This is a genomic window from Mesorhizobium sp. Root695 (assembly GCF_001428185.1).
In the GTDB taxonomy this organism is placed as follows: Bacteria; Pseudomonadota; Alphaproteobacteria; order Rhizobiales; family Rhizobiaceae; genus Mesorhizobium.
The window spans coordinates 122,523-148,915 of sequence record NZ_LMHO01000034.1 but is presented as its reverse complement, the minus strand read 5'-3'; the positions used below and the strand labels follow the sequence as shown (position 1 = coordinate 148,915).

At 64.4% G+C, this 26,393-nt stretch carries 27 protein-coding genes; 17 read left to right on the top strand and 10 right to left on the bottom strand.

What is annotated here, in order from left to right; genetic code table 11:
* Positions 1–51: 51 nt before the first annotated feature.
* From ASD99_RS24170 to ASD99_RS24145, 6 genes are all read right to left on the bottom strand, one after another.
* Positions 52–402, bottom strand: coding sequence for a cupin domain-containing protein (locus tag ASD99_RS24170; protein ID WP_057145147.1), 351 nt, complete (start codon positions 400–402; stop codon positions 52–54).
* The gene (locus ASD99_RS24165) at positions 399–1,673 is read right to left on the bottom strand and encodes a glycosyltransferase (RefSeq protein WP_057145146.1); all 1,275 of its coding nucleotides are present in this window, start codon (positions 1,671–1,673) and stop codon (positions 399–401) included. The genes ASD99_RS24170 and ASD99_RS24165 overlap by 4 nt, the downstream gene beginning before the upstream one ends.
* Before the next feature lie 13 nt (positions 1,674–1,686).
* Entirely contained in the window at positions 1,687–2,760 is a 1,074-nt protein-coding gene (locus ASD99_RS24160) for an ABC transporter ATP-binding protein (protein ID WP_057145145.1), read from the bottom strand.
* Positions 2,757–3,551 carry an ABC transporter permease gene (locus ASD99_RS24155; RefSeq protein ID WP_056585932.1) on the bottom strand — a complete coding sequence of 265 codons (795 nt, stop codon included), beginning with the start codon at positions 3,549–3,551 and terminating at the stop codon, positions 2,757–2,759. The genes ASD99_RS24160 and ASD99_RS24155 overlap by 4 nt, the downstream gene beginning before the upstream one ends.
* Positions 3,544–4,386: an ABC transporter permease gene (locus tag ASD99_RS24150; RefSeq protein ID WP_057145144.1), complete on the bottom strand. Its 843-nt coding sequence runs from the start codon at positions 4,384–4,386 to the stop codon at positions 3,544–3,546. The genes ASD99_RS24155 and ASD99_RS24150 overlap by 8 nt, the downstream gene beginning before the upstream one ends.
* 98 nt (positions 4,387–4,484) lie before the next feature.
* Positions 4,485–5,549 (bottom strand): spermidine/putrescine ABC transporter substrate-binding protein, encoded by a 1,065-nt coding sequence (locus ASD99_RS24145; protein ID WP_057145246.1) that lies wholly within the window; start codon positions 5,547–5,549, stop codon positions 4,485–4,487.
* Positions 5,550–5,789: 240 nt separating this feature from the next.
* On the opposite strand from ASD99_RS24145, the gene ASD99_RS24140 reads away from it, so the two are divergent.
* From ASD99_RS24140 to ASD99_RS24125, 4 genes are read left to right on the top strand one after another with little or no spacing between them, the layout of a single operon-like run.
* Entirely contained in the window at positions 5,790–6,728 is a 939-nt protein-coding gene (locus ASD99_RS24140; protein ID WP_056586809.1) for a GntR family transcriptional regulator, read from the top strand.
* 10 nt (positions 6,729–6,738) lie between these two features.
* Positions 6,739–8,022, top strand: coding sequence for a nucleotide disphospho-sugar-binding domain-containing protein (locus ASD99_RS24135; protein ID WP_057145143.1), 1,284 nt, complete (start codon positions 6,739–6,741; stop codon positions 8,020–8,022).
* Between the two features lie 5 nt (positions 8,023–8,027).
* Positions 8,028–9,404: a glutamine synthetase family protein gene (locus tag ASD99_RS24130; protein WP_057145245.1), complete on the top strand. Its 1,377-nt coding sequence runs from the start codon at positions 8,028–8,030 to the stop codon at positions 9,402–9,404.
* 2 nt (positions 9,405–9,406) lie between these two features.
* Entirely contained in the window at positions 9,407–10,708 is a 1,302-nt protein-coding gene (locus tag ASD99_RS24125) for an NAD(P)/FAD-dependent oxidoreductase (protein WP_057145142.1), read from the top strand.
* Positions 10,709–10,721: 13 nt separating this feature from the next.
* Here the strand turns inward: ASD99_RS24125 and ASD99_RS24120 are convergent, their stop codons facing one another.
* Positions 10,722–11,492 carry an IclR family transcriptional regulator C-terminal domain-containing protein gene (locus ASD99_RS24120; protein WP_057145244.1) on the bottom strand — a complete coding sequence of 257 codons (771 nt, stop codon included), beginning with the start codon at positions 11,490–11,492 and terminating at the stop codon, positions 10,722–10,724.
* Between the two features lie 121 nt (positions 11,493–11,613).
* Here ASD99_RS24120 and ASD99_RS24115 point away from each other — a divergent pair, with 121 nt between their 5' ends.
* The 7 genes from ASD99_RS24115 to ASD99_RS24085 all read left to right on the top strand — a co-directional run bounded on the left by ASD99_RS24115 (position 11,614) and on the right by ASD99_RS24085 (position 19,433).
* The gene (locus ASD99_RS24115) at positions 11,614–12,471 is read left to right on the top strand and encodes a CoA transferase subunit A (protein ID WP_057145141.1); all 858 of its coding nucleotides are present in this window, start codon (positions 11,614–11,616) and stop codon (positions 12,469–12,471) included.
* Positions 12,468–13,265: a CoA-transferase subunit beta gene (locus ASD99_RS24110; protein ID WP_056585962.1), complete on the top strand. Its 798-nt coding sequence runs from the start codon at positions 12,468–12,470 to the stop codon at positions 13,263–13,265. Before ASD99_RS24115 ends, ASD99_RS24110 begins: the two co-directional genes overlap by 4 nt.
* A gap of 1 nt (position 13,266) precedes the next feature.
* Positions 13,267–14,472, top strand: coding sequence for a 3-oxoadipyl-CoA thiolase (gene pcaF / locus ASD99_RS24105; protein WP_057145243.1), 1,206 nt, complete (start codon positions 13,267–13,269; stop codon positions 14,470–14,472).
* A gap of 153 nt (positions 14,473–14,625) precedes the next feature.
* A complete protein-coding gene (locus ASD99_RS24100; RefSeq protein WP_056585968.1) occupies positions 14,626–15,657 on the top strand; it encodes a BMP family protein in 1,032 nt (343 codons plus the stop codon).
* Positions 15,658–15,925: 268 nt separating this feature from the next.
* Complete coding sequence (locus ASD99_RS24095) at positions 15,926–17,437, top strand: ABC transporter ATP-binding protein (RefSeq protein ID WP_056586813.1); 1,512 nt, start codon at positions 15,926–15,928, stop codon at positions 17,435–17,437.
* Positions 17,437–18,492 (top strand): ABC transporter permease, encoded by a 1,056-nt coding sequence (locus ASD99_RS24090; RefSeq protein WP_057145140.1) that lies wholly within the window; start codon positions 17,437–17,439, stop codon positions 18,490–18,492. Before ASD99_RS24095 ends, ASD99_RS24090 begins: the two co-directional genes overlap by 1 nt.
* Entirely contained in the window at positions 18,489–19,433 is a 945-nt protein-coding gene (locus ASD99_RS24085; RefSeq protein WP_057145139.1) for an ABC transporter permease, read from the top strand. Before ASD99_RS24090 ends, ASD99_RS24085 begins: the two co-directional genes overlap by 4 nt.
* Before the next feature lie 98 nt (positions 19,434–19,531).
* On the opposite strand, the gene ASD99_RS24080 is transcribed toward ASD99_RS24085, so the two are convergent.
* A complete protein-coding gene (locus ASD99_RS24080) occupies positions 19,532–20,299 on the bottom strand; it encodes an SDR family NAD(P)-dependent oxidoreductase (RefSeq protein ID WP_056585975.1) in 768 nt (255 codons plus the stop codon).
* A gap of 143 nt (positions 20,300–20,442) precedes the next feature.
* Between ASD99_RS24080 and ASD99_RS33975 the strand changes: the two genes are divergently transcribed.
* Together ASD99_RS33975 and ASD99_RS24070 are read left to right on the top strand one after the other, a co-directional pair.
* Positions 20,443–20,745 carry a hypothetical protein gene (locus ASD99_RS33975; RefSeq protein ID WP_162252244.1) on the top strand — a complete coding sequence of 101 codons (303 nt, stop codon included), beginning with the start codon at positions 20,443–20,445 and terminating at the stop codon, positions 20,743–20,745.
* 110 nt (positions 20,746–20,855) lie between these two features.
* Positions 20,856–21,797: an LLM class flavin-dependent oxidoreductase gene (locus ASD99_RS24070; protein ID WP_057145242.1), complete on the top strand. Its 942-nt coding sequence runs from the start codon at positions 20,856–20,858 to the stop codon at positions 21,795–21,797.
* A 6-nt stretch (positions 21,798–21,803) separates the two neighbouring features.
* On the opposite strand, the gene ASD99_RS24065 is transcribed toward ASD99_RS24070, so the two are convergent.
* Positions 21,804–22,490, bottom strand: coding sequence for a cysteine hydrolase family protein (locus ASD99_RS24065; protein WP_056585981.1), 687 nt, complete (start codon positions 22,488–22,490; stop codon positions 21,804–21,806).
* A 316-nt stretch (positions 22,491–22,806) separates the two neighbouring features.
* Here ASD99_RS24065 and ASD99_RS24060 point away from each other — a divergent pair, with 316 nt between their 5' ends.
* From ASD99_RS24060 to ASD99_RS24045, 4 genes are all read left to right on the top strand, one after another.
* Positions 22,807–23,598: an ATP-binding cassette domain-containing protein gene (locus ASD99_RS24060; RefSeq protein ID WP_056586816.1), complete on the top strand. Its 792-nt coding sequence runs from the start codon at positions 22,807–22,809 to the stop codon at positions 23,596–23,598.
* A gap of 65 nt (positions 23,599–23,663) precedes the next feature.
* A complete protein-coding gene (exbB, locus tag ASD99_RS24055) occupies positions 23,664–24,584 on the top strand; it encodes a tonB-system energizer ExbB (RefSeq protein WP_057145241.1) in 921 nt (306 codons plus the stop codon).
* A gap of 4 nt (positions 24,585–24,588) precedes the next feature.
* Entirely contained in the window at positions 24,589–25,035 is a 447-nt protein-coding gene (gene exbD / locus ASD99_RS24050; RefSeq protein ID WP_057145137.1) for a TonB system transport protein ExbD, read from the top strand.
* A complete protein-coding gene (locus ASD99_RS24045; protein ID WP_057145136.1) occupies positions 25,032–25,976 on the top strand; it encodes a TonB family protein in 945 nt (314 codons plus the stop codon). Before exbD ends, ASD99_RS24045 begins: the two co-directional genes overlap by 4 nt.
* A gap of 54 nt (positions 25,977–26,030) precedes the next feature.
* On the opposite strand, the gene ASD99_RS24040 is transcribed toward ASD99_RS24045, so the two are convergent.
* On the bottom strand, positions 26,031–26,351 hold the full coding sequence (locus tag ASD99_RS24040) for a hypothetical protein (protein ID WP_057145135.1): 321 nt from the start codon (positions 26,349–26,351) through the stop codon (positions 26,031–26,033).
* Positions 26,352–26,393 lie beyond the last annotated feature (42 nt).

The window sequence follows — 26,393 nt, the reverse complement described above, 5'->3', positions numbered from 1 at the left end:
CGGAAACCGTTTGTCCGAGAAAACCGGTTCCCACTTTTCGGGATCATGCTTTCAGGCCAGCATGTAGACGTTGCGCATGGTCTCATGCACCGTGCATTCGCCCGTCCAGCCGGCGGGGAACATGACTACCGTCCCAGCGGAGACTTCTATCACTTCGCCGACATCCGACCGGTAGGTCGCGCGGCCGGTGACGAAATGGCACAATTCATCGCGCGGGATGCTCAGGCGCCAGCGGCCTGGCGTGCAGACCCAGATGCCGGATTCCGCCTGGTTGTTCGGACCCTTATGCACGAGTTTGCCGGTGGAGTGCGAAGCACCCTCCAGCGCATCCGGCTGGGCACCCCAGTCGACGAGATCGGTGCGAGTGGTGGCCTGGTGGAGATGAGGTGCGGAGGAGGTCACAGCAGCGCCTCCAGCAACCCGGCCGCCTTCTCAGGCCCATTCTGCGCGTGCATCTGCGCCGATGTCTTCGCCAGCTTGGCCTTCATCTTCGGGTCGTTCAGGCAGGCTTCGATCTTTGCGATCAGCTCGGCATCGGTCCAGTCGTAGCGCGGCATGCCGAAGCCGTGGCCGGTTTCCTCGACGCGGGTGGCGTTGTCGTGGCCGTCCCAGACATAGGGCATGATGATCGCCGGCTTGCCGAAATAGAGGCACTCGGTGAACGAGTTGTTGCCGCCATGGTGGATCACCGCGTCGGCCTGCGGGATGACCGAGGGCTGCGGGAACCAGCCATCGACGATCACGTTGCCGGGCACGTCCGTATACTGGTCCTTGTAGCCGCCGACATTGACCAGCGCCCGGTAGCGCGTCTTGCCGAGCGTCGCGATGATGCGCTTCAGCAGTTCGACATCGCCGGCGCCGAGGCTGCCGAAGGAGACATAGAGCAGCGGCCCGTCATTATTCCTGGCGAAGGTCGGCACCGTGTAGGGCCTTTCCTGCCGCACGCAGCCTTCAAGATACTGGAATTTCGCCGGATCGAGCGGATGGCGGCGCTTGAACTTTGCCGCTTCGGGGTAGAGCAGCAGGTTCAAATAGGGCGAGGCCTCGAAGAACTGACCGATCGGATAAGACGCCTCGTCGTTGGCGGTCAGGAAGGCGTTGAAGTCGTCATGGATCGGCTTGATGACGGCGTTGAAGTGGTCGCGGTAGCGCTGGTGTCCGGCATGATCGTTCTCGCCGCAGCCCGACAGATGCGGCGGGATGTCCTCATCCTCGATCTCGTTTTCCGAGCAGGAAATGACGCGCACCCATGGCTTGCCGAACTGCTTGATGGCGGGGAACAGGATGACGTTGTCGACGCAGATGACATCCGGCTTGATGGCTGAGAGAACGCGCGGCAGGTCCTTCTGCGCCCACTTTGCGCTATCGACGATCGCCGTCCAGCAATCCTTCACGTAATTGTCGACTTGATCGTAGGGCGATTTGCGGAAGTTCGGGATGTGGCCGTTGATGAAATCTTCCCAGAACTTAGCCATCTGCTCGGGTGGCATCGGCTCGGACAGGTTTACCGGATGAGCCTCGAAGCCGTAGCCCTTGTAGACATCGACGAAGCCTGGATCGGACAGGAAAACGGCCTTGTGGCCACGCGCCTCGACCGCCTGGGCGATGCCGACGGAATTGAGCGCCGGCCCGTAGGCCGCTTCGGGAAAAAACGCGATCGTCTTCTGCGCCATCAAGCTTCTCCTGTCATTCTGCGAAAATTCTGACATCGGCGGCATCCCAGCCGAGTTCGACCTGGTCGCCCGACGAAACCGGCCGGCGGTCGGCGGCGTCGGCGGTGACACGCACAAGGAACGGTTTTGGCGACAGGGGCGTGCGGACATGCAGTTGCAGATCGAGCCCGTGATAGGCCAGCGCTTCGACTGTGCCGGTGGTGCGGTTCGTGGTTTCCACTGACGGAAACAGCCGGATGCGCTCAGGCCGCACCGAGGCGACAGCGGACGCACCGGTCGTGAGTGTGGCGGGGGTCTTGCCCGATATCCGAGCGCCATTGGCGGCCACCAAACCGTCAATGGCGGCTCTACCGGGCACAAAATTCATCACGCCGATGAAGTCGGCAACGAATCGGTCGGCGGGGTGCTCGTAAATCGCGTGCGGCGTGTCGCATTGCAGCAGCTTTCCATCCCTGAGCACCGCCATGCGGTCGGCCATGACGAGCGATTCCTCCTGGTCATGGGTGACGATGACGAAGGTGATGCCGACCTCGTGCTGCAGGCGCTTCAGCTCCAGCTGCATGGCGCCGCGCAATTTCTTGTCGAGCGCCCCGAGCGGCTCGTCGAGCAGCAGCAGCCGGGGCCGCTTGACCAGCGCCCGGGCGAGCGCGACGCGCTGCTTCTGGCCGCCCGACAGTTGCTCCGGCTTGCGGTCGGCGAAGGCGACGAGTTCGGTGGTTGCCAGGATGGCGTCGACGCGGGAGCGGATTTCTGACGCCGGCAAACGTTCCATCTCAAGGCCGTAGGACACATTGGCCCTGACGCTCATATGCGGAAACAGCGCGTAGGACTGGAACATCAGGTTCACCGGCCGCTTGTTGGGCGGGATCCTGGCGATGTCGCGCCCGTCGAGCAGGATGCGCCCCTCATTTGGTGTCTCGAAGCCGGCCAGCATGCGCAGCAGCGTGGTCTTGCCGCAGCCCGATGGGCCGAGCAGCGCGAAGAACTCGTTTTCCCGGATGTCGAGCGAGACGCCGTCGACAGCCGTCACCCGGCCGAATGTCTTCGATACATGATCGATGGCCAGCAGCGTGCGCGGTTCGCTCATTGGCCGATGATTCCCCTGTTAAGCCGCTGCGACAGGGTCAGCGCGGTGATCGAGACCGCCATGACGATGGTCGCCAGCGCATTGATCTCCGGCGTGATGCCGAAGCGGATCATGGCGTAGATCTGCATCGGCAGCGTCGTCGAGGCGCGCCCGGCGCCGGCGGTGAAGAAAGCGATGATGAATTCGTCGACCGAGAGCGTGAAGGCAAGCAGTGCGCCGGCGATCACCGCAGGCGCGATGACCGGCAATGTCACCCGCCTGAAGGTGGTGATGGCCGACGCGCCGAGATCGGCCGATGCCTCGACGATCGACCAGTCGAAACTCTTCAACCGCGCGCGCACCACCGAGCAGACGAAGGCGAGGTTGAAGACGACATGGGCGAGGATGATGGTGTGCAGCCCCATGGTCAGGTTGAGCATGGAGAAGAAACTCAGCAGCGCGATGGCCAACACGATGTCGGGGATGATCATCGGCGCGAAGATCAGCGCTTCGAGGCCCTTGCCATATTGCCGGCGCATCTCGACGCCGATCGCCAGCAGCGTGCCGAGCAGCGTGGCGATTGCGGTCGAGACCAGCGCCACGATCAGCGTGTTGAGCGCGGCGGAGAGGATGGCGCTGTTCGAGGCCAGCGAGGCATACCATTTCAGCGAGAAGCCCGACCACGCCGTCGGCAGCCCGCCTTCGTTGAAGGAGAGCGCCACCAGAACGGCGATCGGGATGTAGAGGAAAGCGAAGACCAGGCTGAGCACGACCCAGAGCGTGTGGCGCGTCGCGGGGGAGCGCTCAGCCATCGGTGTCTCCGCCGGATTGCACGGTGTGGCCCGAGGCGCGATTGGCGGCCAGCGCCTGTGCCATCAGCACAAGAAGCATGATGGCGATCAGCGCCATGGCGAGTGCCGCCCCGAAAGGCCAGTCATTGGCGGTCAGGAACTGGTCGTAGACGAGGTTGCCGATCATCTGGAAGCGGCCGCCGCCAAGCAGCGCCGGCGTGACGAAATTGCCGATCGACAGCACGAAGACAAACACCGCGCCGGCGGCAATGCCCGGCACGGTCAGCGGCAGGATGACACGGCGGAATGTGGTGGTGGCCGAGGCGCCGAGGTCACGCGAGGCCTCGGCCAGTTCCGGGTTGAGGCGCGACAGTGGCGCGTAGCAGGCGAGGATGACGAAGGGCAGATAGTTGTAGACGAGGCCGGCGATGACGGCGCCTTCCGTGTAGAGCATCGATGGCGGTTCGCCGGTATAGCCGAACCAGCGCAAGAGCTGCGTGATCAGGCCCTCACGGTTGAGCAGCACGATCCAGGCATAGGTGCGGATCAGATAGTTGGACCAGAACGGCAGCACCGCGAAGAACAGGAACACCGGCTGCCACCGACGCGGTGCGGCCGCAATCGCATAGGCGGCGGCATAGCCGATCACCACGGCGATCAAGGTCGCGATGCCGGCAATGCGCGCCGAGTTGAGGAAGATGCCGGCATAGAGCGGGTCTAAGACCAGCCCGAAATTCTCCAGCGTGAAGGTGTATTCGATGCCGCCATAGATGCCGCGCCGGAAGAAGGCGAGCGCCAGCACCAGTGCGCACGGCACCACCATCAGCGCAGTCAGCCAGACCAGCGCCGGGGCCATCAGCAAGAGGGAACGAAGTCGAGTCTGGGACAATTTTCGGGTACCGCTCAAGGCCGGCGGCAGAAGCGCCGCCGGCCGTGATCTCAGGTTGACGCCGCCTACTGCGCGGCCTTGATCTCGCTGACGATCTTCGAATAGTCGCGCTGGGCATCACCGACGTCGCGCAGCTGTTCGAATTTGACGAGATCGGCCACCGGCATCGCCATGTTGGGGAATTTTGCCAGGAAGTCGGCCGGCAGGCTTTCCATGGCCGGCTTGTTCGGCACCTTGTAGTCGATGTTCTGCGCTGCCCAGGCGTGGTTCTTGGCGTCGAGCATGAAGTTGATGAACTGGAAGGCGGCGTCCTTGTTGGCGGAGGCCTTCATCACGACCATCGTGTCGACCCACAGGTCGGAGCCTTCCTTGGGAATGACGTACTTGATCTCGGGCTTTTCGGCGATGCCGTAATTGCACCAGCCGTCCCATGCCTGCACCATCAGCGCCTCACCGGACACCAGCTTGGAATAGAAGGTGGTGTCGTCATAGGCGAGCAGGGTTTTCTTGGCCGAGATCAGCAGGTCCTTGACCTCGGCCATCTTGGCTGGGTCGGTTTCGTTGACCGAATAGCCCTTGTCGAGCTGGCCGGCGGCCAGCAGCCAGCGGTCGGTCGCCAGCATGGTGGTCTTGCCCTTCAATTCGTCGGAAGGAGCAAGCAGGTCGCTCCAGCTGGTCGGTGCCACCTTGACCAGGTCCGAGCGGTAGCAAAGACCTGTCGTGCCCCAGGTGTAGGGCACGGAGAAGGCATTGCCGACATCGTGCGGCAGCTTGGTCGCCTCGGGATAGAGATTGGCGAGGTTCGGGATCGTGGCGTGGTCGATCGGCTCGGTCAGGCCGAGCTTGTTCAGCACCTCGGCGAAGGGCGAGGAAACAAAGACCACGTCATAGCCCTTGCCGCCGGCGGCGATCAGCTTGCCCATGATCTCTTCATTGGTGGCGTGCACCACCACTTCGCCCGAAACGCCGGTCGCGGTCTTGAAGGCGGCCATGGCGTCTGATGCCATGTAGCCGTCCCAGTTGGAAATGACGAGATCGGCAGCCAGCGCCGGCGCGGACAGTGCCAAGGCCAGGCCAAGTGCGATCGAAGATGTTTTCAGCGCACGGCGCCGCAGGCTGGTAGCGGTCATGACAGACTCCCATTCCGGTTGATCGTCGAATTTCATTCGCCGGACCAACGCTTGCGACCCGTGTCGCTGCCTCGATCCTGTTCCCTCGGTCTTTTTGTCGCCGATTGTCCTGACAGTACTATTGCAGAAAAAAGTACGTCAATCCATAATTTGTCAAGCGACCGTGGAATCTGGCCGATTGCGTCCGTGCTGGCGATCGGTCAAATCAATGCGGTCATGTCGTTTTCCACGAGACCAGTCATGCAAGCCGCACCCCGACGACCCCGCACCAACCATCTCGATCTGGCGCAGCGCATCCTGGACGTGGCGCGGCAGCGCGGTTTTGAGCCCGGTGCACGCTTGCCTGAGCAGCAGATCGCCTCGCTGTGCAATGTTTCTCGCACGCCGGTACGGGCGGCACTCGGCCTGCTCGCGGAGCGGGGCGTCGTACGCTGGGAGGCGGATTCCGGGTATCACCTGGCGATCGACCTCACGGCGCAGGCTTCGATCGCCACTGAATTGCCCGCTACCGAGGAGGACGAGCTGGCCGAGGCGATCCTGCGTGATCGATCTGCCCGGCGGCTGGACCAGACGGTGACCGTCGCGGGGCTGATGCGGCGCTACAGTGCTGAGCGCAAGACGGTACTAAAAGCGCTCAATAAACTGACCGAGGAGAATCTGCTGGACCGTGCGCCTGGCCAGTCCTGGTTGTTTCGGCGCACGCCCGACGATCCGGAGGCGCAAGGCGACAGCTATGAGTTCCGCTTGCTGCTGGAGCCCGCGGCCATCCTGACGCCGGGCTTCCGGCTGGGCGGCGCACGGGCGGCGACGTTGCGCCAGGGTATGGAAGCGCTGGTGGCGCTGCCTGACGCCGCATTCGACACCCGCGAGTTCCAAAGGCTGGACATTGATTTTCACGGCATGCTCGCCGAGGGCTGCGCCAACCGCTTCGTAGCCGACGCGCTGGCCGATCACCTCAGGCTACGCCGATTGCCCGGCATCTATGCCGGCGTCAACGTCTTCCGGCTGCGGCAATCGCTGCGCGAACACTTGAATATACTCGACCATCTCGAAAGCCGGCAGTATGAGGTGGCTGCCGATCTGCTGCGCATCCACCTGCGGCTCTCCCGCAACCAGCGACCGCAAGCGGCCAGTCGCGGGGCGCCCGCCCTGTTCGGCATGATCAGCCGGCCGGATTGACGAGGATTAATTGACGCGCAAAGCCAGCCCGACCATCGCGCTGTTCCCCGAAGCCAGTTTCGGCGCGGCGTTGAATTGCGTCGGCATCGCGCAGGCATTGCGTGCCAAGGGAGCTCGGCCCGTCTTCATCTGCCATGCCGGCTTCTCCGGCGTCTTTGCCGACTATGGTTTCCAGGAATACCAGCTGCCGACCGACGAGCCACTGAGCGACAGCGAACGCCAGAGCTACTGGCAAGCTTTCGTGCGCCGCCACCTGCCGCATTTCAGGCTGAGCCCGATCGACCAGCTGGAGACCTATGTCGCGCCGACCTGGCAAGCGATCGTCGACACAGCCGTCAACGCCGAGGCGCCGCTGCGCCAATTGCTGGCTCGGCTGAAGCCGGACGCGGTGGTGCTCGACAATGTCATCATGTTCCCGGCGATCGCCGCCGCCGGCTGCCCTTGGGTGCGCGTCGTCTCCTGCGCCGAGACCGAGCTGCCGGACGCGCAGGTGCCGCCCTATCTGTCGGGCCTTGGCGTGGATGACCCGCAACGCGCCGCGTTCGAGGCCCGCTATCTCACGGCCTCGGCACCGGCGCATGACCGCTTCAACCGCTTTCGGATGGATGCCGGCCTGGCGCCGCTGCTGAAGGGCCTGTTCCTGGAGACGTCACCCGACCTTAATCTGCTGCTGACGCCTTCGATCGTGCGCCGCAAGCGCGCCGAACCGCTCGACCCGGACCGCTTCGTCTATCTCGAAGGCTGCGTGCGTTCGGAAGGGCCGTTCGAGGTGCCTGTTTTTCCGCGCAATGGCGGGCCGCTGGTCTATGTCAGCTTCGGCAGCCTGGGCGCCATGGATGTCGGCCTGATCGAGCGGATGCTGGCGGTGTTCGACAGGCTTCCGGCGCGGTTCATCGTCAACGCCGGCGGCCTGCGCGACGCCTACCGCGCGGTGCCCGACAACGTCTACCTCGACGCATGGTTTCCGCAGCCTTCGGTGGTGGCGAAATCCGACCTGTTCATCCATCACGGCGGCAACAACAGCTTTTGTGAAGCGCTGCGCTTCGGCGTGCCGTCGCTGATCATGCCGTATTGCTGGGATGGACACGACAATGCGCGCCGCGCCGTGGAGACCGGCGTCGGTGACCATATCGGCCGTGACGCCTGGACCGAAGGAGTATTGGAGAAAGCCATTCTCGGCCTGCTGGCCGACGAAGCCATGCGCGCCCGCCTCAGGGACAATGCAATCCAAATGGCGCTGAAACCCGGAACGGATGTGGCCGCGCAAGCCATACTCTCTCTGATACGGACATGAACGAAATGCCTGACAAAATCACGACGAACACCTCGCTCTCCGACGATCCCAAAGCCTGGTTGGCCCAGCACGGCATCAACGAGGTCGAGTGCCTGGTGCCCGACATGAACGGCGTGCTGCGCGGCAAGGCCTTGCCGACGGCCAAGTTCATCAAGGCGCTGGAAGACCGCGCGCTCTATCTGCCGAGCAGCGCTTTCCTGGTCAGTATCGACGGCCGTTATTCCGGCTCGGTCGACGAGGGTTTTGCCTATTCGGACCCGGACATGCGCATGGTGCCCGACGTTTCGGCGCTCTGCCTGGCGCCTGGCGCTGCTGCTGACAAGGCCTATGTCTTTGCCGATGCCTTCCATATGGACGACCGGCCATGGATGGCCTCGCCGCGCCATGTCCTGCGCGCCGTGCTCGATCTCTACGCCAAGCGCGGCTGGCGAGCGGTGGTGGCGCCCGAGGTGGAGTTCTATCTGACCGCGCCCAATCCCGATCCGGACCAGCCGCTGAGCGCGCCGGTCGGCGCCAATGGCCGAGCCGAGACCGTGCAGCATCCCTATGACATGGCCGCGCTCGAGGAATTCGAGCCGGTGATCCGCCGCATCTATGACTACGCGGCGGCGGCCGGATTGCCGCTCGACACGCTGATCCACGAATCGGGCACGGCGCAGCTGGAGATCAATTTCCTGCATGGCGACGCGCTGCCGCTGGCCGACAAGGTGCTGCTGTTCAAGCGGCTGACGCGCCAGGCCGCGCAGCAAAGCGGCATGCATGCCACCTTCATGGCCAAACCGATCGCCGCCCAGGCGGGAAGCTCGATGCATCTGCACATGTCGGTCATCGACGAGGCGGGCAAGACGTTGTTTGCCGGCAGCGACGATGCCGACACCGAGATGTTTGGCCATTTCATCGGCGGCCTGCAAAAGTATGTCCCCGAAATAATGCCGCTGTTTGCGCCGAACGTGAACTCGTTCCGCCGCATAAGGCCGAACCACAGTGCGCCGGCCAACATCGAGTGGTCGCACGACAACCGTTCCTGCGGCCTGCGCGTGCCGGCCGGTGGCCGCGCCGCTCGGCGGGTGGAGAACCGGCTTCCGGGTGCTGATTCCAATCCCTACCTGGCGATCGCCGGCTCGCTTCTCGCCGGCTATCTCGGCGTCGAACAGAGGCTGGCTCGGTCGCCGGAAGCCTCGGGCAACGCCTACAAGATCAAGAGCACGCTGCCGAAAACCATGGAGGAGGCGCTCGATCGCTTCGAGGCTTGCGACCCGGTGCGGGAACTGCTCGGCGAGGATTTCTTCCAGACCTATCTGCGCGTCAAGAGCGTCGAACTCGACCTGTTCCAGGGTGTGGTGACGAGCTGGGAACGCGACCACCTGCTGCTGAAGGTGTGATCATGGCTTCCAGTTCTACGGGTTTCAATTCGGGCCTCGACATCGGCAAATCCTATTATGTCGCCACCGCCAATCCGGCGCCGGACCATCCGTCGCTCGTCGGCGATGTCGAAGCCGATCTGGTGGTGGTCGGAGGCGGCTGCACGGGGTTGTCCGCCGCCCTTCACGCTGCAGAGCGTGGGTTGAAGGTGGTGCTGCTCGAAGGTGGCAAGATCGGCTGGGGTGCTTCGGGCCGCAATGGCGGCCAGATGATTCCCGGCCTGCGCAAGGGCGCCAAGGGACTGGTCAAGCTCTATGGACCCGAGCGGGCAAAGGCGCTGTTCGACCTCGCCTTCGAGGCACGCGGGCTGGTGCTCGACATCATCGAGCGCCACGCCATCGATTGCGATCTCAGGCTGACCGGCCATCTGGTCGGCGCGGTCAACGGCTCCGACCTCAGAGACCTCGAGGAAGAGGCCGAGTGCCTGGCCGCGGTGATGAAGTTCCCGCATGCCGAAATCCTGTCGGCAGCGGAAGCCCGCGGCAAGGTCGACACGCCCTATCATGGGGCGATGTATGAGCCGCTCGGCGGCCACATGCACCCGCTCAACTACACGCTCGGCCTCGCCGGCGCCGCGGCTGCTGCCGGCGTCACTATCCATGAGAATTCGGTCGCCGTGCGGCTGGAGCGCGAGCCTTCGATCCGGGTCTCGACGGCCAAAGGTTCGGTCCGGGCCAAGCATGTCGTGCTGGCGGGCGATGCGTTGCTCAACGGGCTGGAACCGCGCGTCAACAGCCGCATCATGCCGGTCGGCAACTACATCGTCGCCACCGAGCCGCTCGAGGGCAAACGCAACGTCATTCCGGCCAATGTCGCGGTGTCCGACACCCGCTTCGTCGTCAACTATTACCGCATGTCGGCGGATGGGCGGCTGCTGTTCGGCGGCGGCGAGCGCTACACGCCGTCACCGCCGGCCGACATTGCCGGCTTCGTGCGGCCGCACATGGAAGCCACCTTTCCGCAGCTGCAGGGCTGCCGTATCGATCATGTCTGGGGCGGGCTGGTGTCGGTGACGACGTCGCGGCTGCCGCATGTCGGGCACTATGGCGAGGTCTATTTCGCGCATGGCTATTCCGGCAAGGGCGTCATCCTGTCGACGCTGTCTGGCAAGCTCCTGGCCGAAGCGATCACGGGTGACGCCACGCGGCTCGACCTGTTCTCGACGCTGACTCCGATGCCGTTCCCGGGCGGCACGGCGCTGCGCGGCCCGCTCTATGTGCTCGGCATGCTTTGGTACGCGATGCGCGACCGCATCAAGCATTGATGACGAAGGGTGGTTAGACGACGAAGAAATCCTCGATGCGCTGCCTGGCGCCAAGCAGCGCGGGCAGGATTTCCCGCTCCATCTCCGCGACGGAGAAGCGGGCGGACTGGGTCGAGACGTTGATCGCCGCGACCGTGCGTTCTGCCCGGTCGCGGATCGGCACGGCGATCGAGCGCAGGCCGAGTTCCAGTTCCTCGTCGACGATGGCAAAGCCGTCGGCCTTCGCCTTGCCGATGGCACCGGCCAGCAGTCTGATGTCGGTGATCGTCTTCGGCGTCCGCCTCTCGAAGGTCGCCTGGCCGAGGAATGCGTCCAATTCCTGAGGCGCCAGGCCGGCAAGCAGGATACGCCCCATCGAGGTGCAATAGGCCGGCAGCCTGGTGCCGACATCGAGCGACACGCTGAGGATGCGGCGGCCGGGAATACGGGCGACATAGACGACATCCTCGCCAGACAGGATCGCTGCCGAGCAGGCCTCGTTCAGTTGCGTTGCCACCGCGCGCATGATGGGGGCGGCGAAGGTCCATAGCGAGGCGCCACCGAGCCAGGTGCGGGCGACCGTCAGCAGGCGTGGCGACAGCGAAAACACGCGACCAGCCTGTGTCGCATAGCCGGTGGCGACAAGCGTCAGCAGAAAACGGCGGGCGCCGGCGCGGGTCAGGCCCGCCGCCTCGGCCATTTCGGTCAGCGTCATCCCCGAGGGGTGCCGGGCCAGGATCTCCATGACGGCAAGGCCGCGCTCCAGCGAGCCGACGTGATCACGAGAGGGGGCCTCTTCGTCCATCTTGTCTCCACGGAACGGCATCGGCGTCAGGATTGACTGCACGCTCTCGCTCAGCGTAGAAAGTATCGCATGCGAAACACATGTTCGCAATACGAACTTTATCGAATCCGGAGCCGATGCGATGGTCAAGTTCCTGCCGCTCAAACAGGCCGTTGCGGAGAACCTGAACAATGGCGACAGCGTTGCCTTCGAGGGCTTTACCCATCTCATCCCGACGGCGGCGGCGCATGAGGCGATCCGCCAGGGGTTTCGCGACCTGACATTGATCCGCATGACTCCGGACCTGATCTACGACCAGATGATCGGCATGGGCATGGCGAAGAAGATCGTCTTCTCCTATGTCGGCAATCCCGGCGTCGGCCTGCTGCGGCGCGCCCGTGATGCCATCGAGAACGGCTTTCCCCGGTCGATCGAGATCGAGGAGCACAGCCATGCCGGCATGGCCAACGCCTATGAGGCAGGCGCGGCCGGTCTGCCCTGCGCGGTGTTTCGCGGCTATCGTGGCGCTGGGCTTGCGGTGGTCAATCCGAACATCAAGTCTGTCATCTGTCCGTTCACCGGCGAGGTGCTGGCGGCTGTTCCTTCGATCAGGCCTGATGTCACCTTCATCCATGCGCAGAAGGCCGACAGAAAAGGCAATGTGCTGGTCGAAGGCATCATCGGCATCCAGAAGGAAGCCGTGCTGGCGGCCAAACGCGCGGTGGTGACGATCGAGGAAGTGGTCGACAATTTCGACGATCTGCACCCCAATTTGACCGTGCTGCCGCGCTGGACGATCGCGGCGATATCCGTCGTGCCCGGCGGTTCGCATCCGTCCTATGCGCATGGCTACTACGCGCGTGACAATGCCGCCTATCTGGAATGGGACGACATCGCCGCCGACCGCGAGAAATTCCAGGCCTGGATGCAGGCCAACGTCATCGAGAAGAGCGCCGACGATTTCGAGGCCCGTGTAGAGCATCTGAGGAAAGCGGCATGAGCGACAATCAGGACTTTACTCCCAACGAGATGATGACCATCGCCGCCAGCCGCGCGCTGCGGAATGACGATGTCTGCTTTGTCGGCATCGGCGCGCCATCCGCGGCCTGCAATGTGGCGCGGCTGACGCATGCGCCTGACATCACCTTGATCTACGAGAGCGGCACGATCGGCACCGCGCCCGACGTGCTGCCGCTGTCGATCGGCGATGGCGAATTGTGCGAGACCGCTATCACCACCGTCGCGGTGCCGGAGATGTTCCGCTACTGGCTGCAGGGCGGTCGCATCTCGATCGGCTTCCTTGGTGCGGCGCAGCTCGACAAGTTCGGCAACATCAACACCACCGTCATTGGCGACTATTTCCATCCCAAGACCAGACTGCCTGGCGGCGGCGGCGCGCCGGAGATCGCGACTTCGTCGAAGGAGATCTACATCACCATGGCGCAGACCAAACGCGGCATGGTCGAAAAGATCGACTTCTTCACCTCCTTCGGCCATGGCGAGGGGGGCGACCATCGCAAGCGCCTTGGCATCGACACGGCAGGCCCGACGCTGCTGATCACCGACCTTGCCATCTGGAAGCCGGATCCGGTGAGCAAGGAATTCACCGTCGTGTCGCTGCATCCTGGCGTCACCCGCCAGCAGGTACAGGAGAGCTGTGGCTGGATCGTTAAGTTCGCCGAGGCGCTTGACGAAACGCCGGCGCCAAGCGAACTCGAACTCAAGACATTGCGCGACCTGCAGGCCCGCACCAAGGCGGCGCATGAGGGAACCGGAAAAGCAAAGGCTGCATGACATGGCCGAGGCCTTTATCTGCGATTACATCCGCACGCCGATCGGCCGCTTCGGCGGTTCGCTCTCTTCCGTGCGCGCCGACGATCTCGGCGCGATACCCCTAAGGGCATTGGTCGAACGCAATCCCGGCATCGACTGGCAGGCTGTCGACGATGTCGTCTATGGCTGCGCCAACCAGGCTGGCGAGGACAACCGCAACGTGGCACGCATGGCGCTGCTGCTGGCAGGGCTGCCCAAGGAGATCCCGGGCTCGACCGTCAATCGCCTGTGCGGTTCCGGCATGGACGCGCTGACCATCGCAGCTAGGGCCATCAAGGCCGGCGAAGCGGAGCTGTTGATCGTGGGCGGTGTGGAATCGATGAGCCGGGCGCCCTTCGTCATGCCCAAGGCCGACACGGCGTTCTCGCGCAATGCCGAGATTTACGACACCACCATCGGCTGGCGTTTCGTCAACCCGCTGATGAAGAAGCAGTATGGCGTCGATTCGATGCCGGAGACCGGCGAGAACGTGGCGGAAGAGTTCGCCATCTCCCGCGCGGACCAGGACGCCTTTGCCGTGCGCAGCCAGGACAAGGCTGTCGCGGCACAGGCCAATGGAAGGCTAGCGAAGGAAATCACAGAGGTGACCATCCCGCAGCGCAAGGGCGATGCGGTTGTCGTCTCCAAGGACGAGCATCCGCGCGCTGGCACAACAGTCGAGGCGTTGGCCAAGCTGCCAACGCCGTTCCGGCAAGGCGGCACGGTGACGGCCGGCAATGCGTCCGGCGTCAATGATGGGGCGGCGGCGTTGATCGTTGCTTCCGAGGCGGCGGTCAAGAAATACGGTCTGACGCCGATCGCCCGCATCCTCGGCGGTGCCGCCGCCGGTGTCGCGCCGCGCATCATGGGCATCGGCCCGGCGCCAGCGACGCAAAAACTGTGCGCGCGGCTCGGCCTGACGCCAAAACAGTTCGATGTCATCGAGCTCAACGAAGCCTTTGCCTCGCAAGGCATCGCCGTGCTGCGCCAGCTCGGCATTGCCGAGGACGCGGAACACGTCAACCCGAATGGCGGCGCCATTGCACTCGGCCATCCGTTGGGCATGTCGGGCGCCCGCATATCCGGCACCGCGGCGTTGGAGCTGCGTGAACGCGGCGGCCGCTACGGCCTGGCAACCATGTGCATCGGCGTCGGCCAGGGCATCGCGCTCGCGCTCGAACGGGTATGATCGGCGGCCCTCGCCTGACCGGCTAAGATCAAGAATCCGGTGCGCGGTTAAATTTGACCATGTGGACAAAAGTCTATCGTCGTTCCATAGTTCCCCGTCTGAAATTTTCACGAACAGCCGGCTCGACACGGCTGTCGAACAGAGGGGAATGCAATGGAAAATCGCAAGAACGGATTCCAGATAAAGCGCGAAGGCCTTTCGCGACGCAATGTGCTGGAGCTGGGCGCACTTGGCCTTGCCGCAGCCATGCTGCCGGGCGCCGCCTTCGGCAAGGACAAGAAGCTGAAGGTGGCGGCGATCTTCGCCACGCCGATCGAGGAGCCGTGGGACAACCAGATCCACGTCGCCTTGCAAAAGGCCGAGAAGGAACTCGGCATCGAATACAAATGGTCCGAGAAGGTGCAGACGGCCGATTTCAGCCGCGTCATGCGCGAATATGCGCAAGGCGGCTACCAGCTGGTGTTGGGCGATGCCTTCGCCGCCGAACGTGAATCGCGCCGCACCGCCAAGCAATTCCCGAAGACCGCCTTCCTGTTCGGCTCCGGCGCCGGCCCGGCGGAACCGAATTTCGGCGTCTTCGACAACTGGATCCACGAGCCGGCCTATCTCTCGGGCATGATCGCCGGCAAGATGTCGAAGTCGGGCACGATTGGTGCCGTCGCGGCGATGGGCATCCCGGAGGTCAACCGGCTGGTCAACGCCTTCTTCGCCGGCGCCAAGGAGGTCAACCCCAACATCAAGAAGAAGGTCGCCTTCATCGGTTCCTTCTTCGATCCGCCAAAGGCCAAGGAAGCGGCGGTCGCGCAGATCGACGCCGGTGTCGACGTCATCTACGCCGAGCGCTTCGGCGTCATCGAAGCGGCGGTGGACAAGAAGATCCTCGCCATCTCCAACATGTCCGACCAGTCGAGCCTCGGCCCCGACACGGTGATCACCGGGCCGGTCTGGGATATGTATCCGACGGTCGAGCAGGCGATCAAGCTGGTCAAGGCCGGCGTCTTCACCGCGCAGGATTATGGCGACTTCTCGCGCATGGCCAAGGGCGGCTCGCATCTGGCGCCCTACCACAAGTTCGACAAGACGCTGCCCGCGGACGTCAAGGAGCTGGTCGAAAAGAAGAAGGCCGAGATTCTGGAAGGCAATTTCCGCGTCGACGTGGACGAGAACACGCCGGTTTCGGATTGAGTTCTTCACCCTCCCTCGTGTGGGGGTGAGCAGCCGGTTCGCGAAGCCTTTCATCGTGCTAGTGGCACGATGAAAGGCCGGTGAACGCTGGGACGTTGCGCGGCAGCGGGAGCCCGGCCATTTGCCGCCCAACCCTTCGCAGGCTCAGGGCGTTCGAAACTCGAAAAGCCAAGCAATTGGCTTTTTGTCCGCTGCGCGGACCGCTTCTCACCCCCACAAGGGGGAGTGTGAAGAGCCGCGCCAACGCCATCAGGATACCGCCTTGTCCTTGCCCGCCCCACTCATCGAAATGCGCGGCATCACCAAACACTTCGGCGCTGTCAAGGCGAACGAGGCCGTCGATCTCAGTGTTGCGCCCGGTGAGATCCTCGGGCTGCTGGGCGAGAACGGCGCCGGTAAGACGACGCTGATGAACGTGCTGTTCGGCGCCTATGCGCCCGACGCCGGCGAGATCCTCATCCAGGGTCAGAAGGTGCGGATCACCAGTTCGGCGGATGCGCTTGCCGCCGGGATCGGCATGGTGCACCAGCATTTTCACCTCGCGCCGCGGCTGACTGTGCTGGAAAACCTTTTGATAGGCATTCCCGGCAAGACGGGCCGGATCGACCGCGCCGGCGGGCTGGCGCGGCTCGCCGAGATCGGCCGCCAGCATGGGCTCACACTTGATCCCGATCTTCCGGTCTCGGCACTGTCGGTCGGCGAGCAGCAGCGGCTGGAGATCGTCAAGGCGCTGTTTCGCGGCGCCAGGCTGCTCATCCTCGACGAGCCGACGGCGGTGCTGGCGCCAAGCGAGGTCGATGGGCTGTTTTCGGCTTTGCGATCGATGGCCGCGCAGGGTCTCGGCATCATCTTCATCTCGCACAAGCTCAACGAGGTGCGAGCCCTGACGCATCGCTGCACGGTGCTGCGGCATGGCCGCGTTGCCGGCCGCGTCGATGACCCGGCCAACACGACATCCTCGGAGATGGCAACACTGATGTGCGGCCATGAGATCGTGCCGCCGGCGCGGGGTCCATCGACACCTGGTGCTGATGTGCTCACCCTAGACGGCATTTCCACGTCGAAGCATTCGGGCACGCCGCTGCGTGATGTATCGCTTGCCGTGCGCACCGGCGAGATCCTAGGCATTGCCGGAGTGTCGGGCAATGGCCAGCGGGCGCTGGCCGAGGTGATCTCCGGGACACGCGTGCCCGATGCCGGCCAGATGACGATTGCCGGCCAGAAAGTGTCGCGGTTTTCGCCGCGCGAAGTGCAGGCGCTCGGTCTTGGCCGCATCCCGGAAGACCGCATGACGACGGGGCTGGTGACCAACCTGCCGCTCGCCGATTCGATGGTGCTGCCGCGCATCGGTACCACCGCGTTCAGCAGCAAGGGCCTGCTCAAGCCGGATGCGATCCGCGCCTTTGCCGAAGCGCAGATCAAGGCCTATGATATCAGGTGCCCCGGGCCGATGACCCGCGCCGGCGCGCTGTCCGGCGGCAATCTGCAGAAGGCACTTCTGGCGCGCGAACTCGCCTTCGATCCGAAGGTGCTGATCGTGTCTCAGCCGACGCGCGGCCTCGACATCGGCGCCGCCCGTTTCATCCATGAAAAGTTCCTCGCCATGCGGGCCAAGGGTTGCGGCATCGTCGTCATTGGCGAAGATCTCGAAGAACTGCTGGTGCTCTGCGACCGCATCGCGGTGATGTATGAGGGCCGCATCGTCGGCACGCTCGACAGCGCCGATGCGACGATCGCGCGGCTTGGGCTGATGATGACCGGGGCGGAGGGGCACAGCTGATGTTTCGCCTGGAAGTCCGCACGTCGACGCCCGCCTGGTTCAATCTGGCTTTGCCGCTGCTGGCAATCGGCGCCACGCTCGTCCTGTGCAGCGGCCTCATCGCGCTGGCCGGCGCCGGCGTGCTCGAGGCCTATGGCGTGATGTTCACCGCCTCGCTCGGCGACAGCTATGCGATCACCGAAACCATGGTGCGCGCCGCACCGATGATTTTTACCGGACTGGCGGTCGCGGTCGCCTTCCGGGCGAAATTCTGGAACATCGGCGCGGAGGGGCAATTGCTGGCCGGCGCGGTGGCCAGCTGCTTTGTCGGCGCCATTCCGATGCCGGGGTCGCTCGCCATGGTGTTGATGGCGATGGCCGGAGCTGCGGCCGGAGCCGCGGTCGCGCTGGTGCCGGCCACGCTCAGAGTAAAATTCAAGGTCGACGATGTCGTCAGTTCGCTGCTGCTCAACTCGGTCATCTACTACGCGCTGATGGCGCTGATCGAAGGACCGTGGAAGGACAGTTTCAGCGGTTACCCGATCTCGCCGCCGATCGAGGATTCGGCCAATTTCCCGGTGCTGCTCGAAGGCACAAGGCTGCATCTCGGCGTCGTCGTGGCGCTGCTGGCGGCACCGCTGATCTGGTTCCTGATCGTGCGCACGACGCTGGGCTTCCGAATCAGGGTCACCGGCGAAAACCCGGAAGCGGCGCGCTATGGCGGCATCAACGTCGAACGGGTGCTGATCTCGACGGCGCTGCTGTCCGGTGCGCTGGCCGGGCTGGCCGGCGTCGGCGAGGTCGGCGGCGTGCATTTTCAGGTGATGAGCGACATCTCGCCGGGCTACGGCTATTCCGGCATCGTCGTTGCCATGCTGGCGCGGCTCAACCCGCTTGGCGTCGTGCCGGCAGCGATCTTCCTGGCCGCCGTGATGACCGGCGCCGAGGCTATGTCGCGGGCGACCGGCGTGCCGGCCTTCCTCAGCGATGTGATCCAGGGCACCGCATTGCTTGCCATGCTGGTGGCGCTGCTGTTCACCGCCTATCGCATCCGTCGCGTCGGAGCCGCCCGATGAGCGCGGTGTTCGAACAGATCTTTCAGGTCGGCTTCCTAGCCGCGATCATCCGGATCGCGACACCGCTGGCTTTCGCGACGCTCGGCGAAATGTTCTCCGAGCGCGCAGGCGTGCTCAATCTTGGCATCGAAGGCACCATGCTTTTGTCGGCGATGACCGGCTTCACCGCCGCCAGCCTCAGCGGCAGCCTGTGGATCGGCGTGCTGGCGGCTGTGCTGACCGGCATGCTGATGGGCGCGCTGCATGCGCTGTTCACGGTGGTGCTCGGCCTCAGCCAGCATGTCTGCGGCATCGGCGTGACGCTGTTCTCGTCGGGCCTCGCCTATTTCCTCTACCGGCTGATCTTCGGCCAGCAGTCGGTGCCGCCCAACATCAAGGGTTTTCAGACACTGCCGATCCCGGTCCTCTCCGACATTCCGGTGCTCGGGCCGGCGGTGTTCAACCAGTTTGCGCTGGTCTACATGGCGATTCTCGCCATTCCGCTGGCCGCGTTCGTGCTCTACCGCACGCCATGGGGCCTGTCGGTGCGCATGGTCGGCGAAAACCCGCGCGCCGCCGATTCGGCCGGCGTCAGCGTCATCGCCACGCGCTTCCAGGCGGTTGTCCTCGGCGGCGCGCTGATGGGGTTGGCCGGCGCCTTCCTGTCGATGGCGCAGTTCAACGCCTTCACCTTCGGCGTCGTCTCCGGGCGCGGCTGGGTGGCGATCGCGCTGGTCGTGTTCGGCCGCTGGGATCCATGGCGCTCGGCGGGGGCAGCGCTGCTGTTCGCCTTCGTCGATGCCTTGCAGCTGCGCATGCAGGCCAGCGGGCTCGGACATATCCCCTATGAGGCGTTCCTGATGCTGCCGTTCATCTTCACCATCGTCGCCATGGCGGTGATGTCGCGCAACGCGGTGGCGCCCTCGGCGCTGCTGAAGCCGTTCAGGCGCGAGGAGCGGTAGGCGAGTAGGACTTGGTGTCCTTTCCTCTCCCCCGATCGACGGGTAGAGGAAGGGCGCCAAGCTGTCCCTGGGACTAAACACCTAGATCCTGGAAAGCATCACATCGCGGTAAAACCGTTGTCGACGAACAGATGCGTGCCGTTGACGAAGCTCGACTCGTCGCTGGCGAGGTAGAGCGCTGCCCTCGCCACCTCTTCCGGCTCGCCGATGCGGCCCTGCTGCGCGGCCAGCGCCGCGTCCGAGACATCGACGCCGAGCCTGCCGAGGTCGGCGACCTCGCGCAGGCCATGCGGCGTGCGGATGAAGCCTGGGCAGACCGCGTTGCAGCGAATGTTGCGATCGCGAAACTCGACGGCGATGGCGCGCGCGAACATGTGGCAGGCGCCCTTGGTGGTGTCGTAGAGCACCTCCATCGGCGTCGCTGCCACCGCCGAGATAGACGAGGTACAGACGATCGAGCCGCCGCCCGCCGCAATCATGCCGGGCAGCACGGCGCGCGTCATCAGGAACATCGAGCGCACATTGACGGCATGCAGCCAGTCCCATTCCTGGACCGTCGTCTCCAGGAAAGGTTTGATCACGATGGTGCCGGCGTGGTTGAACAGCACGGTGACCGGGCCGAGCTTTTCCGTCGCCCCTTTCACCGCCGCTTCGACCTGGGCTTCGTCGGAGACGTCGGCGACGAAATGCTCGGCGACATGGCCGCGTGCCCTGATTGTCGCTGCGGTTGCGGCGGCCGCCTCGCCGTTGCGGTCGATGATCGCCACCTTGGCGCCTTCAGCGGCGAACAGCTCCGAGGCCGCCCCACCCATTCCCGTCGCGCCGCCCGAAATGATGGCGACCTTGCCGGCCAGTCTCGTGCCCATTTTTCTGCTCCCCAGTTAGACTATTTCGTGTTTGCTGATTGGGCGATGCTATCTCGCGCGCTCCGGGCGGCCAATCCATGAATTGGGTGCAGCGGGGACAGGACCATAGGTCCATTCAGACGCAGAGGCGAAACGGGCGTGTCATGCGATCGATCGCGCGGACGGGCTCCCTCAGCAAGCAGCTACCAATTTGTAGCTATCCAGGAGAAAATTATTCTGCCCAAGGCCAGAAAATAGCAATCGACAAAGTCTACAAGTTTTATAGATTAAAAGGCGAGACGGAGGCCGATATGTCCTATATTCAGAACGCCCAGACGGATCGCGACGGCCAGAAGCTGGCAAATGCCCAGGCCTTTCGCCCGGCCTATGCCGGTGCCTTCGCATATCTCGTCTTTTCCCTTGCGTTTGTGTTCACCGGGGCAGTCGTTCTGGGCCTTATTCCCTGAGTCGTCAGATCGACCGGGGTTAGCTGCCCCACCGTTTCCAGGCAATCGGAGTTGAATGAACCGAATCCTCGGTGCGCTTTCGCGCGCCCGACACAACGGAGGAGATGGCAATGCCGATCGAGTTCACGCATATTCCCGGCAAGACCGCCGACGCCGCAGTTCCCTTTTTCTACGACTTTGCCGAGACCGCGACCAAGCTCGGGCTGATCGAGGATGGCGGCTTCCGCAAGATCGTCGTCGACGATTCGGCCGGACTGCTGACCAACATGGATCTTGCCACCCAAGTGCTGGATCGCACCTCGTCGCTGGGAGTCGTCCTCACCCACTGGGCAGGCGTGGTCGAACCGACCGTGGCGGCCCGCCAGCTGGCGTCGATCGACAGGAAAAGCGGCGGGCGTCTGGCGTTGAGGATGATCGGCGAGCCGCTGCGCGACGCCGATGCCGAAACGCGCCCGGTCGGGCATACCGTCATCTGGCAGCGCATCGATGAATATCTGGTGCTGCTCAAGCGACTGTGGTCGAACGACCGGCCCTTCGACCATGAGGGCGCATTCTACAGCATCAAAGGCGGCTACGTGCCGCGCAAGGGTCCGCACGGCGCCGACCTGATCATCCGTATGGGCGGGCAATCCGGAACGGCGCTCAAGGTGGCCGGCCGGCATGCCGATGTCTTCGAACTGGCGCCGGGCTCGATCGACGAGGTTCGGCGGCTGATGGAGCGTGTGCGCGGTGCCGCCGCCGAGCACGGCCGCGCCGGCAAGCTGCGCTTTGCGCTTCCGGTCAGGATTCACCAGGGTGCTTCCGCCTCCGGCCCCAAGGCGGTCGACGTTGCCGGGCCGCCGGCCCAGGCCGTCCTGTCGTTGCTTGCCTATGCGGCTCTCGGGATCGATGAATTCATGATTGTCGGCGTCGACACGCCGCGCGAGATCGCGACGACCGGCCGGGAAACGATCGCGCTGTTGCGCAATTCGCTGGCACGCCGCGAAAGCGATGCATTCCAGCCCGGGGCGTATGCGCCTCGCGCGGGACTGGAGACGCGTGCAGCAGGCTGAGGTCCTTCAGCCTTTTGTTGCTTCAGGCCTGTTGCCAAGCCGTGACAGGCCTTCGATGACGGCTGCTGAATCCGTCAGCGCGCCGAAGACGCCGTCTTCGACCGTCACCATGTGAAGCGCGGCTTCGTGGGCTTGTCTGTCACCGCTGGCACAGGCATCGGAAATCGTCAGGCATTGAAAGTTGCGGTCGCAGGCTTCCCGCAGCGTGGTGTGGACGCAGACATCCGTCGTGCATCCGGAAAACATGAGATGGGCGATGCCTTGCGCACGCAGGACGAGCTCGAAGTCCGTATAGGTGAAGGCGCTGTTGCAGGTTTTATCGACGATGATGTCGTGCTGCGCGACGTCGATTTCCGGAACGATCTGGAACCCCGGACCCGAGCGTAGCAGGATTTCGGTGCCGTCGAGCCCGGCGCGCTTGCGGCGCCATTTTTCGTAGGGCGTCATGTCGGCCATGTCGGCCCGATATCCCTGCCTTGTGTGGATGATCCTGACGCCAGCCTTGCGGGCGGCTGATATTAGCTGGCTCACGGTCGGCAGGATCGCCCTGAGCGGCGAAGGGTCATATCCCTGCCTAGCGAAGTAGCCCGTCGTCGACAGGAAATCCTGCTGCAGGTCGATGACGATCAGCGCGGTGGTTTCGGCCACCAGCCTGCCGTCATAGGGGAAGTCGAATGGTGTTGCCTTGATCATCCGCGGTTCTCTCCTCGCCGATTGTGAGGTCCATCCTGACCGGCGAAGTTGCAGCCGTCCACCCGGGTAGCAGCCCGCCGGCGACGACAGTTCTCCGTGCAAACCCTATTCGACGACGTTTGCCCTCCGACACGACGACGATGAGGTCGCCACCGTTGTCCGACCTGTCACGGTTACGTCCGACGATTTGTTGAGTGTTGCAGTCATCTTCAATGTTGACTAATAAGGTCATGTTTCATAGTCAACCGGGCATCGCCTGCCGAAAGCCGGAATCTCGAAATGCGGGCGGCGGCCGCACTGGAGAAAAGCCATGACCATGTCTGGAATTGATGCCCAGACTGCCTTCCATATCGACGCGGCGCACTTCGCCGTCGGCGAGCGGACGCTGCTCGGTGCGGTTTCGCTCGAACTGCAGCGCTCGCGCGTCTACGGGCTGATCGGCCACAATGGTTCGGGCAAGTCGACGCTGATCAAGCTGATGGCGGGCCAGCAGCCGGCAAGCTCAGGCGCCATCACCTTCGCCAGGCGCCAGCTGCCGCAGTGGGGTGCCCGCGAACTTGCCCGCGCGCTTGCCTATCTGCCGCAGACGACGCCGGCGGCGACCGGTCTCACCGTGCGCGAACTGGCGACGCTTGGGTCCTATCCCTGGCATGGCGCGCTTGGCCGCTTTCGCGCCGAGGACAGGCAGCATGTCGACGAGGCGCTGGCCCTGACCGACATGGACGGTTTTGCGGATCGGCTGGTGGACGAATTGTCCGGCGGTGAACGCCAGCGCGCCTGGCTGGCCATGCCGGTGGCGCAGAACGCCGGCGTCATGTTGCTCGATGAGCCGATCTCGGCGCTCGACATCGCCCATCGGGTCGAGGTGCTCGGGCTGGTCAGGGACCTCAGCCGCAAGCGCGATCTCTGCGTCGTCGTCGTGCTGCACGATCCCAATATGGCGGCGCGCTACTGCGATGAGCTGATCGCACTCAAGGATGGCAAGCTGCTGACGCGCGGCACGCCCGGCGAAATCATGCGCGGCGATGTGCTGAAGGGCATTTTCGGCGTGGAGATGGGCGTGTTCGCGCACCCCGTCACCGGCCAGCCTGTTGGCTATGTGCAGTGACGAGATTTGATGCGGCGGTGGAAAATAGAAAGCGGCCGACCGCTCTGAGAACAAGGAAGAAGCTGTTGTCGAGAAGTGGTTTGTTGGCGGCGTTGGTCGCATCAGTCATCCTGTCGGTAGGTAGCGCGACCGCCCAGGAGCAACCGGCTGGTGCCGCCCCCGCGATCGAGGCGCCCGCGGCACCGGGAGTCGTCCCCCCGGCCACGATGGCGCCTGCCCAGCCGGCCAGCCAGCCGAGAGCATCAGCCGAGGCGGGGACTTCGACGGCGATGGAGCTGACCTTGCCGCATGATCTGTCGCCATGGGGCATGTTCATGGCGGCCGATATCATCGTCAAGGCGGTGATGATCGGGCTGGCCTTTGCCTCCCTCGTCACCTGGACGATATGGCTAGCCAAATCGCTGGAGATTTTTGGTGGCAAGCTGCGCATCCGTCGCGCCGTGCGGGCGATTGGCGATGCCGCCACGCTGAAGCAGGCCAGCCGTGCCCTCGACCGTAGCGGCGGCCCCGGCGCGCTGCTGGTGCGGGCGGCCGAGGAGGAGACCGCGCTTTCGGCCGGCGCGCTCGATCATGTCTCCGGCGACGGCCTCAAAGAACGGGTCACGTCGCGCCTGTCACGCATCGAGGCGGCGGCGTCGCGGCGCATGTCGCGCGGCACCGGCGTGCTGGCCACGATCGGCTCGACCGCGCCCTTTGTCGGCCTGTTCGGCACCGTCTGGGGCATCATGAACGCCTTCATCGGCATCTCGCAGGCGCAGACCACCAATCTCGCCGTGGTCGCGCCGGGCATCGCCGAAGCGCTGCTGGCCACGGCGATGGGCCTTGTCGCGGCGATACCGGCTGTCGTCATCTACAACGTCTTTGCCCGCTCGATAGCCGGCTACCGGCAGATCCTCGCCGATGCCTCGGCGGGCGTCGAACGGCTGGTCAGCCGCGACCTCGATTTCCGCACCGTCGCGCCGGCAACGGCGCTCGCGGCGGAGTAGTGCCATGGCAAGCAGAATCCGGCAGACCATGGATGGCGATCTCGAGGAAAGCCACGAGATCAACGTCACCCCCTTCATCGATGTCATCCTGGTGCTGCTGATCATCTTCATGGTCGCGGCGCCGCTGGCGACGGTGGATGTCAATGTCGACCTGCCGGGCTCGACCGCAACGCCCGCGCCACGGCCCGAAACACCGCTGTTCCTGACGCTGAAGGACGATCTGACGCTGGCGATCGGCAACGATAGCGTGCCGCGCCCGGCTTTCGCCGCGACGCTGGACAGCAGGACAAAAAGCGACAAGCAGACGCGCATCTTCCTGCGCGCCGACAAGGCGGTCGCCTATGGCGACCTGATGGAGGCGATGAACCTGCTGCGCGGCGCTGGCTATCTGAAGATCGCGCTGGTCGGCCTGGAGACGGCGCCGGCCGCCACTGGCGCAGCGGCGCCATGATGCAAGCGGCCGCCTTGCCCTCGGTCCAGTTGTCGCGCTTCGGCTGGCGCGACCTTGGCTTGTGGGCCGGTGCGGCCGCGCTGGTCCTCGGCGCCCATGTCGCGGTCGCCTATGCCGTGCGGAACTTCACGACGGTCACCGAAGCAGATGGCGGTCCGCCACCGGCCCAGGTGATCGAGATGGCGCCGATGGTGGTGATGCCGGCGGTGGAGGAGCAAATTGCCGCGCTGGACGCGGTTATGCCGGATCAGAGCGAGCCGACGCCGACGACCGAGCCAACGCCCGAAGAACCGGTCGAGAAGGCGGAGCCGGTTGCCGGAGGGCCGGAAGCCGATCCCCCTGACGAGGCCGAACCCACCCGGACCGAAGTGGCTGAACCGGTCGACCAGCCGCCGCCGGATGAGGTCGTCCCGGATGTTGTCGAGGCGGTCGCACCCGAGGTCGTCATTCCCTTGCCGCAGCCGAAACCGGTCGAGGTGGTCAAGGACAAGAAACCGGTGGAGGCCAAGGCGAAAAAGCCTGTCGATAAGCCCAAGCCGCGGCCGAAGAAGGAGAGGGCGGCGCCGCCGAAGACGGTAGCCGCCACCAGCGCCGATGCGAGACCAGCGGCCAGGACAGCCGCGCCGAAGTCGGCACGATCGGCGTCGCGATCCGGCGACTCCAGCAAATGGGACTCCCGTTTGGGCGCCTGGATCAAGCGGCACACGCGCTATCCCAGTTCGGCCAAGGCCCGAGGCGCGGAAGGCAGGCCGTATGTCGTCTTCACGGTCGACTCGTACGGCCGGGTCCTGTCCGCCAGGCTCTCTCGTTCCTCCGGAGATGCGGATTTGGACCGTGCGGCGCTCGCCGTGCTGAAAGGTGCCACTGTGCCGGCACCGCCGTCGGAGCTCGGCCCGCACCCGAGCCGAACAGCACCGTTCGTATTCAGCCTTCGCAATTAGAATAGGTCTCGATCCGATTGAACGGATGCTATCGTTTGCGCGAACTGCAGTCGATCAATAGCCCAGCGACAGGCACAGGGCCTCGATCTCTTCGAGATAGAAGCGGCATTTCGTGCGCAGGATCTTGAGGCCTGGGTCATCGGCGCCGTTGATCTCGATGGTCTGCATCATGAAGTCGAAATGGGCGTGGAAGGCGTCCACCGCGCCCCAGAGACTGTCAGCCTGGCAGCCATCGACAATTGCCATCGAGACGAGTTGGCGGGCCTCGACCCGAGCGGCGTCGGTTGATGATGGTCGCCTGGCGATCAAGGCGTCAAGCCGGCTGAAAATGCTTTCCCTGGCGTCGACGCTTCTGATGTTGGCAATCATGTTCATGTGCAGGTCCCCCTTCGCAATTCCAGGCGCGCAAAGGCTTCC

What these genes read in the sequence shown, in the direction of transcription:
- ASD99_RS24165 (WP_057145146.1), bottom strand. Translation starts at nt 1,673, where the DNA reads ATGGCGCAGAAGACGATCGCGTTTTTTCCCGAAGCGGCCTACGGGCCG.
- ASD99_RS24160 (WP_057145145.1), bottom strand. Translation starts at nt 2,760, where the DNA reads ATGAGCGAACCGCGCACGCTGCTGGCCATCGATCATGTATCGAAGACA.
- ASD99_RS24155 (WP_056585932.1), bottom strand. Translation starts at nt 3,551, where the DNA reads ATGGCTGAGCGCTCCCCCGCGACGCGCCACACGCTCTGGGTCGTGCTC.
- ASD99_RS24150 (WP_057145144.1), bottom strand. Translation starts at nt 4,386, where the DNA reads ATGGCCCCGGCGCTGGTCTGGCTGACTGCGCTGATGGTGGTGCCGTGC.
- ASD99_RS24145 (WP_057145246.1), bottom strand. Translation starts at nt 5,549, where the DNA reads ATGACCGCTACCAGCCTGCGGCGCCGTGCGCTGAAAACATCTTCGATC.
- ASD99_RS24140 (WP_056586809.1), top strand. Translation starts at nt 5,790, where the DNA reads ATGCAAGCCGCACCCCGACGACCCCGCACCAACCATCTCGATCTGGCG.
- ASD99_RS24130 (WP_057145245.1), top strand. Translation starts at nt 8,028, where the DNA reads ATGCCTGACAAAATCACGACGAACACCTCGCTCTCCGACGATCCCAAA.
- ASD99_RS24125 (WP_057145142.1), top strand. Translation starts at nt 9,407, where the DNA reads ATGGCTTCCAGTTCTACGGGTTTCAATTCGGGCCTCGACATCGGCAAA.
- ASD99_RS24120 (WP_057145244.1), bottom strand. Translation starts at nt 11,492, where the DNA reads ATGGACGAAGAGGCCCCCTCTCGTGATCACGTCGGCTCGCTGGAGCGC.
- ASD99_RS24115 (WP_057145141.1), top strand. Translation starts at nt 11,614, where the DNA reads ATGGTCAAGTTCCTGCCGCTCAAACAGGCCGTTGCGGAGAACCTGAAC.
- ASD99_RS24110 (WP_056585962.1), top strand. Translation starts at nt 12,468, where the DNA reads ATGAGCGACAATCAGGACTTTACTCCCAACGAGATGATGACCATCGCC.
- pcaF (WP_057145243.1), top strand. Translation starts at nt 13,267, where the DNA reads ATGGCCGAGGCCTTTATCTGCGATTACATCCGCACGCCGATCGGCCGC.
- ASD99_RS24100 (WP_056585968.1), top strand. Translation starts at nt 14,626, where the DNA reads ATGGAAAATCGCAAGAACGGATTCCAGATAAAGCGCGAAGGCCTTTCG.
- ASD99_RS24090 (WP_057145140.1), top strand. Translation starts at nt 17,437, where the DNA reads ATGTTTCGCCTGGAAGTCCGCACGTCGACGCCCGCCTGGTTCAATCTG.
- ASD99_RS24085 (WP_057145139.1), top strand. Translation starts at nt 18,489, where the DNA reads ATGAGCGCGGTGTTCGAACAGATCTTTCAGGTCGGCTTCCTAGCCGCG.
- ASD99_RS24080 (WP_056585975.1), bottom strand. Translation starts at nt 20,299, where the DNA reads ATGGGCACGAGACTGGCCGGCAAGGTCGCCATCATTTCGGGCGGCGCG.
- ASD99_RS33975 (WP_162252244.1), top strand. Translation starts at nt 20,443, where the DNA reads ATGCGATCGATCGCGCGGACGGGCTCCCTCAGCAAGCAGCTACCAATT.
- ASD99_RS24070 (WP_057145242.1), top strand. Translation starts at nt 20,856, where the DNA reads ATGCCGATCGAGTTCACGCATATTCCCGGCAAGACCGCCGACGCCGCA.
- ASD99_RS24065 (WP_056585981.1), bottom strand. Translation starts at nt 22,490, where the DNA reads ATGATCAAGGCAACACCATTCGACTTCCCCTATGACGGCAGGCTGGTG.
- ASD99_RS24060 (WP_056586816.1), top strand. Translation starts at nt 22,807, where the DNA reads ATGTCTGGAATTGATGCCCAGACTGCCTTCCATATCGACGCGGCGCAC.
- exbD (WP_057145137.1), top strand. Translation starts at nt 24,589, where the DNA reads ATGGCAAGCAGAATCCGGCAGACCATGGATGGCGATCTCGAGGAAAGC.
- ASD99_RS24045 (WP_057145136.1), top strand. Translation starts at nt 25,032, where the DNA reads ATGATGCAAGCGGCCGCCTTGCCCTCGGTCCAGTTGTCGCGCTTCGGC.
- ASD99_RS24040 (WP_057145135.1), bottom strand. Translation starts at nt 26,351, where the DNA reads ATGAACATGATTGCCAACATCAGAAGCGTCGACGCCAGGGAAAGCATT.